The organism is Corynebacterium sp. HMSC066C02, from assembly GCF_001814945.1.
In the GTDB taxonomy this organism is placed as follows: domain Bacteria; phylum Actinomycetota; class Actinomycetes; order Mycobacteriales; family Mycobacteriaceae; genus Corynebacterium; species Corynebacterium aurimucosum.
The window spans coordinates 177084-192444 of the sequence record NZ_KV818450.1 but is presented as its reverse complement, the minus strand read 5'-3'; the positions used below and the strand labels follow the sequence as shown (position 1 = coordinate 192444).

The 15361-nt window shown below is 63.1% G+C and carries 12 protein-coding genes; 10 read left to right on the top strand and 2 right to left on the bottom strand.

Annotation, left to right across the window (positions count from 1 at the left end; translation table 11 throughout):
* The first annotated feature begins 105 nt into the window (after positions 1-105).
* The 6 genes from HMPREF2996_RS06280 to HMPREF2996_RS06255 all read left to right on the top strand — a co-directional run bounded on the left by HMPREF2996_RS06280 (position 106) and on the right by HMPREF2996_RS06255 (position 6587).
* Positions 106-843 (top strand): hypothetical protein, encoded by a 738-nt coding sequence (locus HMPREF2996_RS06280; protein ID WP_070730578.1) that lies wholly within the window; start codon positions 106-108, stop codon positions 841-843.
* A 407-nt stretch (positions 844-1250) separates the two neighbouring features.
* Positions 1251-1613 carry a hypothetical protein gene (locus HMPREF2996_RS06275; RefSeq protein WP_070730576.1) on the top strand — a complete coding sequence of 121 codons (363 nt, stop codon included), beginning with the start codon at positions 1251-1253 and terminating at the stop codon, positions 1611-1613.
* Positions 1614-1823: 210 nt separating this feature from the next.
* Positions 1824-2585, top strand: coding sequence for a 5-oxoprolinase subunit PxpA (locus tag HMPREF2996_RS06270; RefSeq protein ID WP_070730573.1), 762 nt, complete (start codon positions 1824-1826; stop codon positions 2583-2585).
* A complete protein-coding gene (locus HMPREF2996_RS06265) occupies positions 2585-4132 on the top strand; it encodes a 5-oxoprolinase subunit B/C family protein (RefSeq protein WP_070710903.1) in 1548 nt (515 codons plus the stop codon). Before HMPREF2996_RS06270 ends, HMPREF2996_RS06265 begins: the two co-directional genes overlap by 1 nt.
* 24 nt (positions 4133-4156) lie before the next feature.
* A complete protein-coding gene (locus HMPREF2996_RS06260) occupies positions 4157-5965 on the top strand; it encodes an acetyl/propionyl/methylcrotonyl-CoA carboxylase subunit alpha (RefSeq protein WP_070730572.1) in 1809 nt (602 codons plus the stop codon).
* Between the two features lie 22 nt (positions 5966-5987).
* Entirely contained in the window at positions 5988-6587 is a 600-nt protein-coding gene (locus tag HMPREF2996_RS06255) for a GntR family transcriptional regulator (RefSeq protein WP_070730570.1), read from the top strand.
* A 232-nt stretch (positions 6588-6819) separates the two neighbouring features.
* Here the strand turns inward: HMPREF2996_RS06255 and HMPREF2996_RS06250 are convergent, their stop codons facing one another.
* Together HMPREF2996_RS06250 and HMPREF2996_RS06245 are read right to left on the bottom strand one after the other, a co-directional pair.
* Complete coding sequence (locus HMPREF2996_RS06250) at positions 6820-7599, bottom strand: putative hydro-lyase (protein ID WP_371441122.1); 780 nt, start codon at positions 7597-7599, stop codon at positions 6820-6822.
* The gene (locus HMPREF2996_RS06245) at positions 7590-8753 is read right to left on the bottom strand and encodes an NRAMP family divalent metal transporter (protein WP_210398902.1); all 1164 of its coding nucleotides are present in this window, start codon (positions 8751-8753) and stop codon (positions 7590-7592) included. The genes HMPREF2996_RS06250 and HMPREF2996_RS06245 overlap by 10 nt, the downstream gene beginning before the upstream one ends.
* Before the next feature lie 308 nt (positions 8754-9061).
* Here HMPREF2996_RS06245 and HMPREF2996_RS06240 point away from each other — a divergent pair, with 308 nt between their 5' ends.
* From HMPREF2996_RS06240 to HMPREF2996_RS06225, 4 genes are all read left to right on the top strand, one after another.
* Positions 9062-10222: an acetyl-CoA C-acyltransferase gene (locus HMPREF2996_RS06240; RefSeq protein ID WP_070730675.1), complete on the top strand. Its 1161-nt coding sequence runs from the start codon at positions 9062-9064 to the stop codon at positions 10220-10222.
* On the top strand, positions 10223-12430 hold the full coding sequence (locus HMPREF2996_RS06235; protein WP_070730566.1) for a 3-hydroxyacyl-CoA dehydrogenase/enoyl-CoA hydratase family protein: 2208 nt from the start codon (positions 10223-10225) through the stop codon (positions 12428-12430). It abuts the gene before it with no gap.
* Positions 12431-12708: 278 nt separating this feature from the next.
* Positions 12709-13518 carry a metal ABC transporter ATP-binding protein gene (locus tag HMPREF2996_RS06230; RefSeq protein ID WP_035006260.1) on the top strand — a complete coding sequence of 270 codons (810 nt, stop codon included), beginning with the start codon at positions 12709-12711 and terminating at the stop codon, positions 13516-13518.
* The gene (locus HMPREF2996_RS06225; protein ID WP_246815742.1) at positions 13515-15281 is read left to right on the top strand and encodes a metal ABC transporter solute-binding protein, Zn/Mn family; all 1767 of its coding nucleotides are present in this window, start codon (positions 13515-13517) and stop codon (positions 15279-15281) included. Before HMPREF2996_RS06230 ends, HMPREF2996_RS06225 begins: the two co-directional genes overlap by 4 nt.
* Positions 15282-15361 lie beyond the last annotated feature (80 nt).

Here is a 15361-nt window from a genome sequence, read left to right as displayed (position 1 = left end):
GTTAATGAGCGAAACCCCCAAACCCTTGTGACTGATGTGAAAGCTGTGACTATTGTTGTGCATGTTGGATTAAATCCCTCTCACTACCCTCACAAGGAGAAACTTATGAAGCACATCAACCGCACTTTGACCGCAGCCGTCCTGGCTGGTTCCCTCGCACTCGGCGGCACCGCCGTTGCCTCTGCCCAGATCCCGGCCCCGGCCGAGTTTGAACTCGATGGCGTGACCTACCAGAGGCAGGCCGACGGTACCTACGCGCACCGCAACGAGGACGGCGAGCTGGACGGAACCACCAAACTGACCGAAGAGCAGGCACAGTGGGCTTGGGAGCAACTGCAGGCTCGGCAGGCCCCTGAAGAGGAAGCTCCTGAAGAGGATGCTCCGGCCGACGATGCAGAAAACCCGGAAGGCGAGGGCAACGAAGGCTCCACCAACGAGGGCGAAGGCTCCACCAATGAAGACCCCTCCTCCAGCGAGACTGACTTCGACAAGAAGCAGCTGGCTTGGCTGGCTCTGCCGGCTGCCGTCGTCATCGGTGGCGTGACCTGGTACCTGGCCAAGGATGGAAAGACCTACGTGAAGTCTCAGGAGGCTGCACAGAAGGACGCTCCGACCGCCGAGGAGAAGGCTGCTTCCGAGCAGATGCTGCAGGAGAACAAGGACGAGGTCATCGCCCAGGGTGGCCAGATTGCTGACAGCACCGCCGCACAGACCCCGGCACAGACCCGCGGTATCTCCGCTGAGACCGGCTCCAACACCGTTGCTCGCGGCCTTGCCGCCCTGGTCTTCGCAGCCATGATCGCTGCTGGCGCTTTCGCCGCTCGTCGCAAGTTCTTCGCTTAAGAACAACTAGCGCCACACACCGCGTTTCTCCCCCACCTAAAGGCGGAGGAACGCGGTTTATGCGTTTTGCCAACCTCCCGAGGCGCAAATCACCACCGCCCAACCGGTGGCACACCTTGAGGCAAGTTAAAAATTCAACGAATGAACTAGAACATCGATAGGCCACAATATCGAAGTTAACCAGGAGCATTGCCACAAAATGGCTCCTCGCAGACACCCCCAACCGCCACCCCGCACCCTGAGACCTTCATGACAATTCCCGTGGAATAGCTTAAAAATACAAAATAGTTTGACTCATCTCACTTTTTTCTGGTTAGTATGTGGGCAGTCGAAATCAGTTAACGGTGACAACATCGTCTGATACGGCATTGACCCAACTTTCCCGATCTATTCCCAGGAGAAGAAACATGAAGCGCATCTCCCGTAACCTCACCGCAGCAGCCCTGACCGGCGCCCTCGCACTCGCAGGCGTGACCGCCGCTCACGCCGAAGAGGGCAGCAGCCAGGACACCAACACCAGCTCCTCCGCCGGTACCGAGGGTAATAACGGCAGCAGCGAGCAGGGCGGCGACAACGGCAGCAGCGAGCAGGGCGGCGACAAGAACAAGGATGGCCAGAGCTCCTTCGATGACTTCAAGGGCAAGCTCTCCTCCGAAGACGGCAAGCCGACCGACTTGGGCATCGCCGCTATCGTCCTAGGTGTCCTCGGCGCACTGGCCGCAGTCGGCCCAGCCGCAGCACAGGCACTGGGAATCAACCTCCCGTTCTAGTTCAAAGCTTCTATACCTAAGCTTTTAAAGCGCCAAGCTAAAGGCGTTAACCAGCAACACCCCCATCACGCGACAGCGATGGGGGTGCTTTCACTTCCCACAGCCGCAAAGATGAGGGACACACTTCACAAATTGACGTGATGCGGGCTACACTAGTCACCCATAGATTGTTCAACAATTCGGGAACTATAGAAGAGGTGTCCTCCTGTCATGAGCGCGCTGCACATAGACCTCAACGCTGATCTCGGCGAGACTACCGCCGGAAACCCCGTGGCCGATGACGCCGCGATGCTCCAGCTCGTCTCCTCCGCCAACGTCGCCACCGGCTTCCATGCCGGTGATCCGCACTCCATCGCGGGCACCCTCAAGGCGGCCGCAGAAGCAGGCGTTACCGTCGGCGCGCACGTGGGCTATAACGACCCGGCAGCCTTCGGCCGCCGCTTCATCGATTACGCCCCTGCCGAGCTTGCCGCCGAAATCACCTACCAAATCGGCGCCCTCCAAGCCCTGGCCCAGGCCAACGGAATCCAGGTGGCCTACGTGAAGCCACACGGCGCGATGTACAACACCATCGTCCACCACGAGGTCCAGGCCCACGCGGTTATCGACGGCATCAAGGCCTTCGGCGACCTGCCCGTCATGCTGCTGCCCGGCGGCATCGCCGTCGACATCGCCGAGAAGAAGGGCCTCACCGTCATCCGCGAGGCCTTCGCCGACCGCAACTACAACCCCGATGGCACGCTCGTCTCACGGCGCGAGGCGAATGCGGTGATGGGCGATGAGGGGGACGTCGTCAAGCGCGTGCTCGAGGTCGCCGAAACCGGCTCTATTACCGCCATCGACGGCTCCGTGCTCAACGTGGATGCCCAGTCGGTGTGCACGCACGGTGATTCGCCCGGCGCGGTCCAGCTGCTGCGCGGTGTGGTCAAGGAGCTGCAGGCGCGCGGGATTGAGATTCGGAGCGCCATCTGATGCATATTCACCCCGTAGGAACGCGCGCGCTGCTCATAGAGCTGGAGGACTTGCCCCAGGTCATGGCGTGGCACGCGGCCCTCGACGCTAATCCGCTCAAAGATCAAGTCGACGCGATTGCTGCCGCCACCACCTTGCTGTTGACCTTTGCCACGCCGAATTCCGCCGCCGCAGCCGCGGAGAAGCTGCAGGACTTCCACCCCACCGCGCAGGCGGGCGAGGATCCGCGCTTTGTGGAGATCGACGTTCTCTATGACGGCGAGGACCTCGATGAGGCCGCCGAGTTGATGGGCATGTCGCGCGAAGGCCTCATTGATTGGCACACGTCCACCGAGTGGCTCGCCGCTTTTGGCGGCTTCGCGCCCGGTTTTACTTATTGCACCCCGGCGGACTCGGCGCAGAATTTCAACATCGAGCGCCGCGCCACCCCGCGCACTGCGGTGCCGGCTGGTGCCGTCGGTATTGCCGGCGGTTTCTCCGCTGTCTACCCGCGCGTCTCCCCGGGCGGCTGGCAGCTGTTGGGCACTACTTCAACTCCGATGTGGGAATCTGATGCCCACCCGCCGGCACTGGTCCAGCCCGGTGACCGCGTGCGCTATCGCGCGGTGAGCTCGCTGCCGGACGTGGTGTCCACCACGCCTTTTGGCCGCCGCACCCCGGCGCGCTTGCCGCGCTTGGAGGTCCTCGATGCTGGCCTGCTGACGCTTTATCAGGATCAGGGCCGCCCCGGCCGCGGCAACTTGGGCGTCACGCCCTCGGGTGCTGCTGACTTGGCTGCGGCCGCCACGGCCAACGTCGCGGTGGGCAACCCGCGCGGCGCCACCGTACTAGAGAATATCGGCGGCATTCGCCTGCGCGCGCTGACCGACGCCGTCGTGTGCGTCACCGGCGCCCAATCCCGCGTGCTTCTCGACGATATGCCGGTACACCTCGCGCGCCCAGTGCTCGTCACCGCCGGCTCAACGGTCACCGTGGATCCCGCGACGGTGGGCCTGCGCAGCTACATCGCCATCCGCGGTGGCATCGTGGCGGATGCGGAGCTGGGCTCAGCCTCCACCGACGTGCTCTCCGGGCTGGGGCCTACACCGGTACGGCTGGGCGATGTCATCGGTGTCCTCCCCCGCTCCACCGCAATGACGGATGCGCAGCTGAGCAACCCGATGCGCGTTCGCGAAGGCGCGCACGGACAGACCGAGGGTGTGCTGCGCTGCGTGCTCGGCCCGCGCGATGACTGGTTTACGCCCGAAAGTCTGGAGGCGTTCCTGGCCACCGAGTGGACCGTTACTGCACAGTCCAACCGCGTGGGCGTGCGCCTGGTCGGCCCGGAGGGCTCCGTGGCGTTGAGCCGCGCCCGGGAGGGCGAGCTGCCCTCGGAGGGTATGGTCGCCGGCTCCGTCCAGGTTCCGCCGAGCGGTGAGCCCGTGATTTTCCTCCGCGATCACGCCGTGACCGGTGGCTACCCGGTCATCGCCACAGTCCTCGAAGAAGATATTGATATCGCCGCGCAGCTCCCGCCGGGGGCGACGGTCCGCTTTGAACTCGCTTAAACACTAGTAAAGGAACACCCACCCATGATCTCTGCAGTCCTTATTGCTAACCGCGGCGAGATTGCCGTCCGTATTGCCCGAACCGCGCGTGACCTGGGCATCCGCTCCATCGCCATTTATTCCGAAGCCGATGCTGGCGCACTGCACACTCAGGTGGCCGACGAAGCCTATGCGCTTCCCGGCAACTCCGCGGCGGATACCTACATGAACATCCCGGCTCTCCTCGATATCGCCGTGCGCGCCGGCGCTGACGCCATCCACCCCGGTTATGGCTTCCTCTCGGAGAACGCCGACTTTGCCCGCACCGTGGCCGAAGCCGGCTTGACGTGGATTGGTCCCTCGCCGGAGTCCATCGAGCTGCTCGGTGACAAGATTGCTGCGCGTCGCGTGGCTGAGGAGGTCGGCGCCCCACTGGCACCAGGTACCTCCGATCCCATCGATGACTGGCAGGAGGCCCGCGCCTTCGCTGAGGAGCACGGCCTGCCCATCGCCATCAAGGCTGCATACGGCGGCGGCGGACGCGGCCTCAAGGTGGTGGAAAACCTCGAGGACATCGAGGCTGCCTTCAACTCGGCAGGCCGCGAAGCCAAGGAGGCCTTCGGACGCGCGGAGTGCTACGTGGAGAAATTCCTGACCCACCCGCGCCACGTGGAGGCCCAGATTCTGGCCGATACGCACGACAACGTCGCCGTGCTGGGCACCCGCGATTGCTCCACGCAGCGCCGCTTCCAAAAACTCATCGAGGAGGCCCCGGCGCCCGCGCTTTCCGACGAGCAGCGCACCGGCATCCACGAGGGTGCCCGCGCCATCTGCGCGAAGGTGGGCTACACCGGTGCAGGCACCGTCGAGTACATCGTCTCCGAGGATGGCACGATCTCCTTCCTCGAGGTCAATACCCGCGTGCAGGTGGAGCACCCAGTGACCGAGATGGTCACGGGCGTGGACATCATCGCCGAGCAGTTCCGCATCGCCTCTGGCGAGCCTCTCTCCTTCGTGTCCGGCGCGTCCGATTCCTCATCTTCGTCCGATGCGTCTGAAGCGCATGCGTCTGAAGCTCATGCTTCAGACCCTGAAATGGACGGCCACGCCTTCGAGTTCCGCATCAACGCCGAAGACATCCTCAACGGCTTCGCTCCCTGCCCCGGCACCATCGTGCGCTTTGAGCCGCCGACCGGTCCTGGCATCCGCGTCGATTCGGGTGTGCGCTCCGGATCCATCGTGCCGCCCTACTATGACTCGCTCGTGGCCAAGCTCCTGGTCTGGGGCCCAACCCGCGAGATCGCGCTGAAACGCGCGCAGCAGGCCCTTCAGGAATTCGATATCGAAGGTGTTCGCACCGTGCTGCCCTTCCACCGCGATATGGTCTCCTCCCAGGTCCTCGTGGACCATGGCGACGCCGATGCCGCGGCCGGCATCTACACCGACTGGCTCGACCACAACTACCGCCCCTCCGCGGAGGCCACGAGTACTACCGTTCCTGTCGAGGCCATCTACGCGCAGCGCACCCGCGTGGCGCTGGAAATCGACGGCAAGCTGGTCAGCGTGGGCTTCCCCACGGAGATGTTGTCGCAGGGGCCGGTGAAGGGGGCGTCGGCAAGCGCGGCGTCTGGAGCCAGCGGCAGCGGCAACGAGGTGACCTGCCCCTACGAGGCCAACCTCGTGGCATGGAACGTAGAAGACGGCGAGACTGTCGAAGAAGGCCAGGCTATCGCCACGATCGAGGCAATGAAGATGGAATCTGCGGTCAAGGCTCCGTCTGCGGGCAAGCTAAGCCGGGTGGCAACGGAAGGCTCGAGACTGGAACCGGGCGCGGTAATCGCCACGATTTCTTAAGCGGCGGGCTACTGTAAGTCGCATGCTTGCAGATTCCGTCGCCTCCGCGCTCCGCGCCGCCATCTCTGAGGGCGAGTACATGCCTGGGCAACAGCTCAGCGAGGTCCGCGCGGCCGAGCGCTTCGAATGCTCCCGCAACACGCTGCGGGAGTCCTTCGCCATGCTCGCTTCCGAGCGCATCGTAGAGCGCATCCCGCACAGGGGCGTGTTCATCGCTACCCCGGATACCGATTTCGTGCGCGATCTTTATTTAGCCCGCGCCGCGATCGAGCCGGCCGCGGCGCGCTATGCCACCTTCGAAGACCCAGGCGAGCTGGTGCGGCTGACCGAATCCGCCGTGCAAGACGGCGCTCCCCGCCCCCTCATCAACCAGCGCTTCCACAAGAGGTTAGTCGCTGGTCTGGGCTCACCGACGCTGGACCGCTCAATGTCTCATCTCCTAGCGCGCATGCGACTCACCTTCTTGCTGACATTGGAGCGCTACCCGCAGATTCACGATAACCACGTGCAGGCCAACATCGACTTAGCCCATCTCATCGCGCAAGGCGAGCGTGAGGCCGCCGCCGATGCCTGCCGCGCGGACTTGATGCGCGCGATGGAATCGATTCTTCGGGTCCTTTAGTCTCCGAGTCCTCTACGCTCCTGTTAGCCGGTTCCACCCGCGCGAAACTGCTCGGCCCACATGGTTCTAGTGAGATGGTTCGGGTCAAAAGGTTCGTTTACCCCCAAGTGAACCATGTACGCATTCACAGAAGGTTTGTTTGCCCCCAAACAAACCTTCTGACCAGAACCATCTGAGTAGAACCATGTATCGGCGTCATGAGAGCTAGAGGAAACGCCACCGAACTGGGGGCTCAGGGGATGAGGAAGTCGCGGTCCGGGATGTCGGTGACGAGCATCTTGCCTGGGGCGTGCGTGATGGCCAGGCTAGGCCGCGAGTTCATCACGATGGCCTGCGGAGTCACGCCGCACGCCCAGAAGACCGGGATTGTGCCCTCAGGAATGTCGACGGCTTCGCCGAAATCGGGCTGCGATAGGTCTTCGATGCCGATGGCGGCCGGGTCGCCCACGTGAACCGGGGCGCCGTGGACGCCTGGATAGCGGGAGGTGATGCGGACGGCATCGGACACCTGGCTCGCAGGAATGGGGCGCATGGAGACCACCATCGGCCCCGAGAAGGCACCCGCCGGGGTGCAGGGAATCGTCGTGCGATACATCGGTACGTTGCGACCTTGGTCGATGTGCGCAATGGAGATGCCGTTCTCCAGAAGGGCGTTCTCAAAGGTAAAGGAACAACCGATGAGGAAGGAGACGATGTCTTCGGAGTAGAAGGGGGAAGCGTCGCCAAGCGTCTGCGTGAGCTGGCCGTCCTCGTAGATGTTATAGGCGGGAATGTCGGTGCGGATGTCCCCGCCCGGGATGAGGTCGGAGGTGAACTGCCCCGCCTCCAGCACGCCCACGATGGGGCATGGCTTGGGATTGCGCTGCGCAAAGAGGAGGAAGTCGAAGGCGTACTCGCGCGGCAGCGCAATGAGGTTGGCTTGCATGAAGCCGCGGGCGTGGCCGGCGGTGGTGGTCATGTCGTGTGCGCGGGCGAAGGCGCGCACTTCTGCGGGAGTCTGCATCATGCCCATAGGTTAACGATTCCGGAGATGGACTTGATGCCGATGAAGATTTCCAACGCGAGTGCCAGCACACCGGCGATAAGCAGCCACATCGGCTGCTTAACACCGTGGGTAAGGTCGTGGCGTTTGAACGCGACCCACATCACCATAGCGAAAGCGATGGGCAGGATGATGCCGTTGAAGGCACCCGCGAAAATGAGGAGTTTCTGCGGCGCGGAGTTGAGAATGCCGAAGAGAATGGCGCAGACAACGATGAAGCCTACGGTGAGGAAATTGCGGGTGCGCGGGCTGACCTTCTGGGTGGTCACGAAGGTGATCGAGGTGTAGGACGCGCCGATAACGGAGGACAAGCCGGCAGCGAAGAGCACAACGCCGAAGGCGCGGAGACCAAATTCGCCGGCTGCGTGACGGAAGGCATCGGCAGCCGTGTTGTCTTCAGAGAGCGCAACGCCGGTCGACACGACGCCGAGGACCGCGAGGAAGAGTAGCACGCGCATAATGCCGGTGACGATGATGCCGAGCACGGAGGTCTTGGTAATCGCGTTGACGTTTTCCGGTCCGGACAGGCCGGAGTCGATGAGGCGGTGCGCGCCGGCGAAGGTGATGTAGCCGCCCACGGTGCCACCGATGAGGGTGGTGATGACGAAGAAATCGACGCTCTCCGGCATGACGGTATTCTTCAGGGCCTCGCCCACCGGCGGCTGGGAAACAATCGCCACGTAGAGCATGAGCAGAATCATGATGGCGCCCAGCGCGGCGACGATGCGGTCGAGCGCGACGCCCGCCCGCTTGGACAAGAAGATGAAGATGGCGATAGCGGAGGCGATAAGGCCGCCGATGCGCGCATCAATGCCGATCATAGCGTTCAGGCCCAGGCCCGAGCCGGCGATGTTACCGATATTAAAGACCATGCCACCGATGAAGACTAGGACCGCGAGGAACCATCCAAGGCCAGGCAGAACAGTATTACCCAGCTCGTTGGCACGCATGCCGGAGATGGCAAGCACGCGCCACACGTTCAGCTGGATGGCGATGTCGACGATGATCGACAACGCAATGGCGAAGGCAAAGGCCGCGCCCATCTGCACGGTAAAGACGGAGGTTTGGGTCAAAAAGCCCGGGCCGATGGCGGAGGTGGCCATGAGGAACATGGCGCCGGCCATGGCGCCGATACCCTTGGGAGCCTGCGCTTCTTGCGGCGCGTTCTGGGCGGCTTCCTGGGAAGCGGAGGGATTGGTGGGTTCCGAACTCATTGTTGGGCACCTTTCGTGACGAAGGTCGCATTAAACGTTGGTGAAAGCATAAGGGTTGTTGAACAATCTGTAAACAGCGCGGGGGTGGCGCACGTTACACCCACGCCAAAAGTGCAGCCACCCCCACACCCCTCGCCTGATTTCATTGCACGGCAATAGAAAGTGACCTAGGATACAAGTTAACTAATGGCCATTCGCATAAATCTATGGAGGAATTCATGCCCCAGGACATTTACATCGCCGGGGCTGCACGCCTGCCTATCGGCAAATTCGGCGGCAGCCTCGCTCGACTTTCCCTGACCGAACTTGGCTCCCTTGCGGCCGAAACGGCTATTGAGCGTTCGGGGCTTTCAGGAGCAGACCTCGACACCGCCGTGGCCTCCAACGTCATGCCCGTTGTGCCGAAGGACCTCTATCTCTCCCGCGCGATTGCCCGGAACGTAGGGTTGCCAGACTCCTCCACTGCCATGGGCGTCAACCGCCTCTGCGGCTCCGGTGTCCAAGCAGTCATCAGTGCGGCCCAACTCCTGCAGTCTGGCGACGGCTCTCTAGCGTTAGCCGTCGGCGCAGAATCCATGAGTAACGCGCCCTACTCCGTCGAAGGAGCGCGCTTTGGCAAGCGCATGGGGGATGGCAAACTCTACGACTGGCTCACCGGCGCACTCTCCTGCCCCTTCGGCACCGGCCACATGGGTGTCACCGCAGAAAACGTCGCTGCGGATAACAACATCTCCCGCGAACGCCAGGACGAATTCGCCGCCGAGTCCCAGGAGCGTGCCGCGAAGGCCCGCGCGGAGGACGTGCATACCGAGGAAATCGTCCCGGTCGGCGAGCTGGACTTTGATGAGAGCGTGCGGGAGACGAGCGTCGAGAAGCTGGCAAAGCTCAAGCCGGTCTTCGTTAAAGATGGAACCGTCACCGCCGGCAACGCCTCCGGCATCAACGATGGCGCTGCGGCCGCCGTGCTGGCCACCGCAGAGGAGGTGACCAAGCGTGGCCTAGACCCGCTGGCGAAGATTGTGTCCTGGTCCATCGCGGGCGTGGACCCGACGCGCATGGGCATCGGTCCGGCGGCTGCAGTGCCGAAGGCGCTTGAGAAGGCCGGCCTGGAGTTGCAGGATATTGACCTCATCGAATCAAACGAGGCCTTCGCCGCCCAGGCCATCGCCGTGCAGGACCAGCTGGGCTTCGACCCGGCCAAGACGAATATCTATGGCGGTGCCGTCGCGCACGGTCACCCGGTTGGCGCGACGGGCGTCATCCTGCTGACCAAGCTAGCTTATGCGCTTCGCCGCGAGGGCAAGCGCTATGGCCTGGTCACCATGTGCATCGGCGGCGGTCAAGGAATCGCCATGATTATTGAGAATGGAGCGAAGTAAATGAGCATCACCAAGGTAGCCGTCATCGGCGCAGGTTCCATGGGTTCTGGCATTGCGGCACTGTGTGCGTCGGCAGGCATGGACGTCGTGCTGCTGGACCAGGACGCGGAGGGCGCCCAGAGGGGCGTCGAGATCCAGCTCAAGCGCAAGGGTTTCCACCTGCCGGAATTTGCCGAGCGCGTGCGCGCCAGCGATGACTACGCCCTGCTGGAGGACCGCGAGTGGATCATCGAGGCCATCTTCGAGGACCTCGGCGCCAAGCATTCGCTCTATCAGGCCATTGAGCCTTATTTGTCTGCGGACGCTCTGTTGAGCTCGAATACCTCTACCCTGCCACTGGCTTCGCTCCTGGAGGGCGTGCCGGAGACCCGCCGCGACAAGTTCGCCATCACGCACTTCTTCAACCCACCGAAGGTCATGCGCCTGGTAGAGCTCATCGCTTCCGGCTCCACGGAGGCTGCTCTGCGAACGACCATCGAGCAAACCCTGGGCAAGATTGCGCTTGAGTGCCGCGATACGCCGGGCTTCATTGCCAACCGCGTGGGCTGTTACTGGATGGCCGCCGGCGTGGCCCGCGCCCGCGAGTTCGACGTGAGCTACGAGCTTGCGGACGCTGCCTTCGGCCGCGCCTTCGGCATCCCCCGCACCGGTATTTTCGGGCTGCTCGACTACATCGGTCTCCAGCTAGTCAAGCCCATTTGGACGTCGTTGGAGACGGCCTTGCCGGCAGGTGATCCGCTGCTTGACGTCCCCCTTGGTAATGACTCCTTCATCGAAGGTCTCGTTTCTCGGGGGCTGACCGGCCGCACTGGTGAGGGTGGCTTCTATCGCGGCCGTGACGAGGTCATCAACGCTTCCTACGAATACGTCCCCCGCTCAACGTTGTCCGATCCTGTCGTGGGCCTCAAGGATCCGCGCGAGGTCATGAACACCGACTCCCCCGGCGGCCGTTTTGCCCGCGCGGTCTTCCTCGACACGCTGGCCTACTGCTGCGAGGTAGCTCCCTCCATCGCGGACCACGTGGGCCTCATCGACGATGGCCTGACCTTGGGCTTCGGTTGGAAGAAGGGCATCTTCGCGCTTGCCGACGCCATCGGTATCGACCACGTCGCCTCCGCTTATGGTGCAGACGTTCCTGAATTGGTCTCCGCTGCTGCTCAGGCGGGTGGCTTTTATGGCGAGGGCTCAGTGCTGTCCTCGACGGGTTCTCGTCAGGAGCTCGCGCCGCGCGAGGGCGTCGTAACGCTGGCCTCTCTTGATACTGAGACCATCGTTTCTCTGGAGGCGGGCGCGGTCCACGCGGTGTCCACGTCGGCTGGGCGCATTGGCATCATCGACCTGCACACACCGATGAACTCCATGCCAACCCCGGCCCTTTCAGTTATTCGCGCGGCCCTCGACGCTGTGTCCTCTTCCAACCTTGTCGCTCTGGTCATTGCTAACGACAAGCCGGTCTTCTGCGCGGGGGCGGACCTCGCTTCCATTGCGGCTGCGGGTGAATCGGGTTCCGCTTCGCGCGTCGAATCATTGATTTCGGATGGCTCCAAGACCCTGCGTGCGCTCAAGTTCGCCCCGGTTCCCGTGGTAGCGGCTGTGCGGGGTGTTGCCTTGGGTGGCGGCTTTGAAACTGCGCTGTCCTGCGACCGCATTGTTGCTCATGCCGATGCGCGCCTCGGTTTCCCGGAGCGCACGGTGGGTCTCTACCCAGGCTGGACGGGCACAATCTCCTCGCTGGAGCGCCTCAAGGCGGCCGGTGTCGAAGACTATCACCAGAAGGCCTTCGACTTCATCGCCTCGGCGCGCAACTTCTCTTCTGCTTTCGAGGCACAGAAGGCTGGTTTCTTGGCTTCGGATGACGTCGTGCTCATGTCCTTCGACCACGTCCTCGCTCACGCTTTGCTCGAGGCCGCGGACCTGGCTGCCTCCTACACCCCGCCTGCAGACGCTTCTATCGAGATGTACTCCGGCTCCCCCGCCTTGGACCATGACTGGCCCATCGAGGGCACCACCGAGAACGACCACGTTATCGTGGCCAAGCTCGCCGAGATGTATACCGCCCCTACTTCCTCCAACTCCGCCTCGGCTTCGCTGAGCTTCACCGAGTTCTGTGAGCGCGAAGTGGAATTCGACGTACCGCTGGTCCTCCTCCCAGCCAACGTGGAGCGCGCCAAACACATGGCCGCAACCCGCAAGCCCCTCAACAACTAGCCCCGGCCGCTTCTATTTCCCAACCCCGCTCCCTTTTTCGGAGTGGGGTTTCTCCTTGTTCGTTGCGACCTGGACCGGCAATTGACAGGCAGGTTTAAGCTGGTCACTTGCAAGTTTGAGCTGGTCATTCTGTGTACAGCTCAAACTTGCACATGGTTCCACTTAAAAGGCATTAGTCACATGGTTTACTTGCCCGTTACCCCCCAACACCACCCCACCCCAAAGTTCAATACATTGAATTTGGTGATTCATTGAACTGAACACTATTCTTGGCTGCCATGAGTATTAGCGTCCAGAACTTGAGCGTGAGCTACGGCGCGAACACCGCGATTCGGAACATCAGCTTCACCCTCGACTCCCCCGGCATGCACGGCATCATCGGCCCCAACGGCTCAGGCAAATCCACCCTCATGAAGGCGATGCTCCAGATCCTGGACAAACACAACGTCCACGGCACAGGCCCCACCGGCGCCCCTGCCGGCTACCCCGTCACCCTCGACGGCAAGGCCCCCGCCGAGCAGCGCCGCGCGATCGCTTATATCGAGCAGCGCTCTGACCTCGACCGCAACTTCCCCACCAGCGTCTTCGACACCGTCCTGATGGGCACTTACCCGCGCCTGGGTCTTTTCCACCGCCCCGGCAAGGCCGAACGCGAAGCAGCCACCCAGGCTCTCAAGGACGTCGACATGTGGGACTTTCGCCACCGCCACATCAGCGAACTCTCGGGCGGACAGTTCCAGCGCGTCCTCTTTGCCCGCGCCATCGTCCAGGACGCGGAGTACATCTTCCTGGACGAGCCCTTCGTCGGCATCGACGTCCCCAGCGAGAAGACGATCGTGACCCTGCTGCGGCAGATGGCGGACGCGGGCAAGCACGTCGTCGTCGTGCACCACGACATGAACACGGTGCGCGGCTACTACAACGACCTCATCGTCCTCAACGGCGAGCTCGTCGCGGCGGGTCCCACCGAGGAGGTCTTCGTCCCCGACGTGCTGCAGAAGGCCTTCGGCGCGCTCGTCATCCGCGAGCCGTCAGCACCAGCCCACCCCACGCCACGGCAGGCAGCCCTCCAGGAGGAGACAGCATGATCGCGGAGTTCCTCGACTCACTACTCAGCCACGGCTACCTGCAAAATGCGCTGATCACCTCGGTGATCGTGGGCGTGGCCTGCGGCATCGTCGGCAGCTTCATCGTGCTGCGCGGCATGGCCCTGATCGGCGACGCCATCTCGCACGCCGTACTACCGGGGGTCGCGGCCTCCTACCTGCTCGGCACGAACCTCTTCCTCGGGGCGGTGGTCGCGGGTCTACTCGCCACACTGGCGATCGGGCTGATCAGCGAACGCTCCACTGTGAAGAACGATTCGGCGATCGGCATCGTCTTTTCCGCCTTCTTCGCGATCGGCGTGCTGCTCATGGCGAAAGCGCAGACGGCGACGGATCTGACGGAGATCCTCTTCGGCAACGTCCTGACCGTTCAGGACGCCGACCGCAACCTCTCGATCGGTATTGCCGCTGCCGTGCTGATTCTCACGCTGGTCTTTTACAAGGAGCTCAAGCTCAGCACCTTCGACCCCGTCATGGCGCAGTCGGCTGGCGTGCCCGTGCGGGCAATCCACTACGGGCTGATGGTGGTGCTCACGCTGGTGACGGTCATTTCCCTGCAGACGGTGGGCGTGATCCTGGTGGTCTCCCTGCTGATTACTCCGGCGTCGGCGGCGTACCTGCTGACGAACCGGCTGGGAGTGATGATCGGGCTTTCAGTGGCGATCTCGGCGCTCAGCTCCGTAGTGGGGCTGTTCCTGAGCTATAGCTACAACGTGTCCTCCGGCGTGACGATCGTGCTGACCGCCAGCGCGCTGTTCCTGCTGGCTTTCCTCTTCGCGCCAGGCAAGGGACTGATTGCTCGCTCGCTGGGCAATAAGCCACTGGCCGCGCTGTTGGCCCTCCTGGTGGGCGGTGCCCTCGTGTTCGGGGCCGTGACCTTCTCGACGGAGGAGAAGGCAGACGGTGAGCAGCTGAACGTCGTCACCACCTTCACGCTGCTGGCGGACCTGGTGGAGGAGATCGGCGGCGAGGCGGTGGACGTCCATAACCTCGTGCCGACCGGCACGGACCCGCACGACTACGACCCCCTGCCCGCGGACCTGGATGCGACGAGCGACGCCGACCTGCTGTTCTACAACGGGCTGAACCTCGAGGGCGGTGAGCACGGCTGGCTCGCGAAACTGAAAAACACCGCGGGCCTGGACGATTCCCAGATGGTCGAGGCCACCAAGGGCGTGGAACCGAAGTACCTCAAGGACGAAAAGGGCAATCAGGAGATCAACCCGCACGCCTTCCTGGACCCGACCGTCGGCATCGCGATGGCCGAGAACGTGACCGCGGCGCTGGCCGAGGCCCTGCCCGAGCGTGCCGAGCACATCGAGGAGAAGGGGGCGGAGTACAAGGCCATGCTGGAGAGCATCGACGCCGACTACCGCGAGCAGATCGGTGCGCTGCCGAAGGAGGATCGTGTGCTCGTGGCCAGTGAACATGCCTTCCAATACATGGTCGACACCTACGGCATGGAGCAGCTGTATATCTGGCAGATCGACACGGATGAAAACGGCTCCCCCGCGCAGATCGGACACCTCGTGCGCCAGCTGAAGGACAAGCGCCCGAAGCACCTGTTCGTGGAGTCGAACGTGGATACGCGCCCCATGAAGACCGTCTCGAAGGAGGCCGGGATTCCGATCTTCGACGAGCCACTGCACTCCGATGAGCTCGGCAAGCCGGGCACGGTCGCGGGAACCTACGAGGATTTCCTGCGCAGCAACTTGAAGACCATGATCGCGGGGCTGAAGCGCTAAAACGCGAATGCTCGAGGCCCACATGCGTTGGGCTTCCCCGGTCGCATTCCCCCCCCCCCCCCCCCCCCCCCCCCCCCCCC

Bases quoted from the DNA above. Each gene is read 5' to 3' on its own strand.
- HMPREF2996_RS06280 (WP_070730578.1), top strand. From the start codon at position 106: ATGAAGCACATCAACCGCACTTTGACCGCAGCCGTCCTGGCTGGTTCC.
- HMPREF2996_RS06275 (WP_070730576.1), top strand. From the start codon at position 1,251: ATGAAGCGCATCTCCCGTAACCTCACCGCAGCAGCCCTGACCGGCGCC.
- HMPREF2996_RS06270 (WP_070730573.1), top strand. From the start codon at position 1,824: ATGAGCGCGCTGCACATAGACCTCAACGCTGATCTCGGCGAGACTACC.
- HMPREF2996_RS06265 (WP_070710903.1), top strand. From the start codon at position 2,585: ATGCATATTCACCCCGTAGGAACGCGCGCGCTGCTCATAGAGCTGGAG.
- HMPREF2996_RS06260 (WP_070730572.1), top strand. From the start codon at position 4,157: ATGATCTCTGCAGTCCTTATTGCTAACCGCGGCGAGATTGCCGTCCGT.
- HMPREF2996_RS06255 (WP_070730570.1), top strand. From the start codon at position 5,988: ATGCTTGCAGATTCCGTCGCCTCCGCGCTCCGCGCCGCCATCTCTGAG.
- HMPREF2996_RS06250 (WP_371441122.1), bottom strand. From the start codon at position 7,599: ATGGGCATGATGCAGACTCCCGCAGAAGTGCGCGCCTTCGCCCGCGCA.
- HMPREF2996_RS06245 (WP_210398902.1), bottom strand. From the start codon at position 8,753: ATGGCCGGCGCCATGTTCCTCATGGCCACCTCCGCCATCGGCCCGGGC.
- HMPREF2996_RS06240 (WP_070730675.1), top strand. From the start codon at position 9,062: ATGCCCCAGGACATTTACATCGCCGGGGCTGCACGCCTGCCTATCGGC.
- HMPREF2996_RS06235 (WP_070730566.1), top strand. From the start codon at position 10,223: ATGAGCATCACCAAGGTAGCCGTCATCGGCGCAGGTTCCATGGGTTCT.
- HMPREF2996_RS06230 (WP_035006260.1), top strand. From the start codon at position 12,709: ATGAGTATTAGCGTCCAGAACTTGAGCGTGAGCTACGGCGCGAACACC.
- HMPREF2996_RS06225 (WP_246815742.1), top strand. From the start codon at position 13,515: ATGATCGCGGAGTTCCTCGACTCACTACTCAGCCACGGCTACCTGCAA.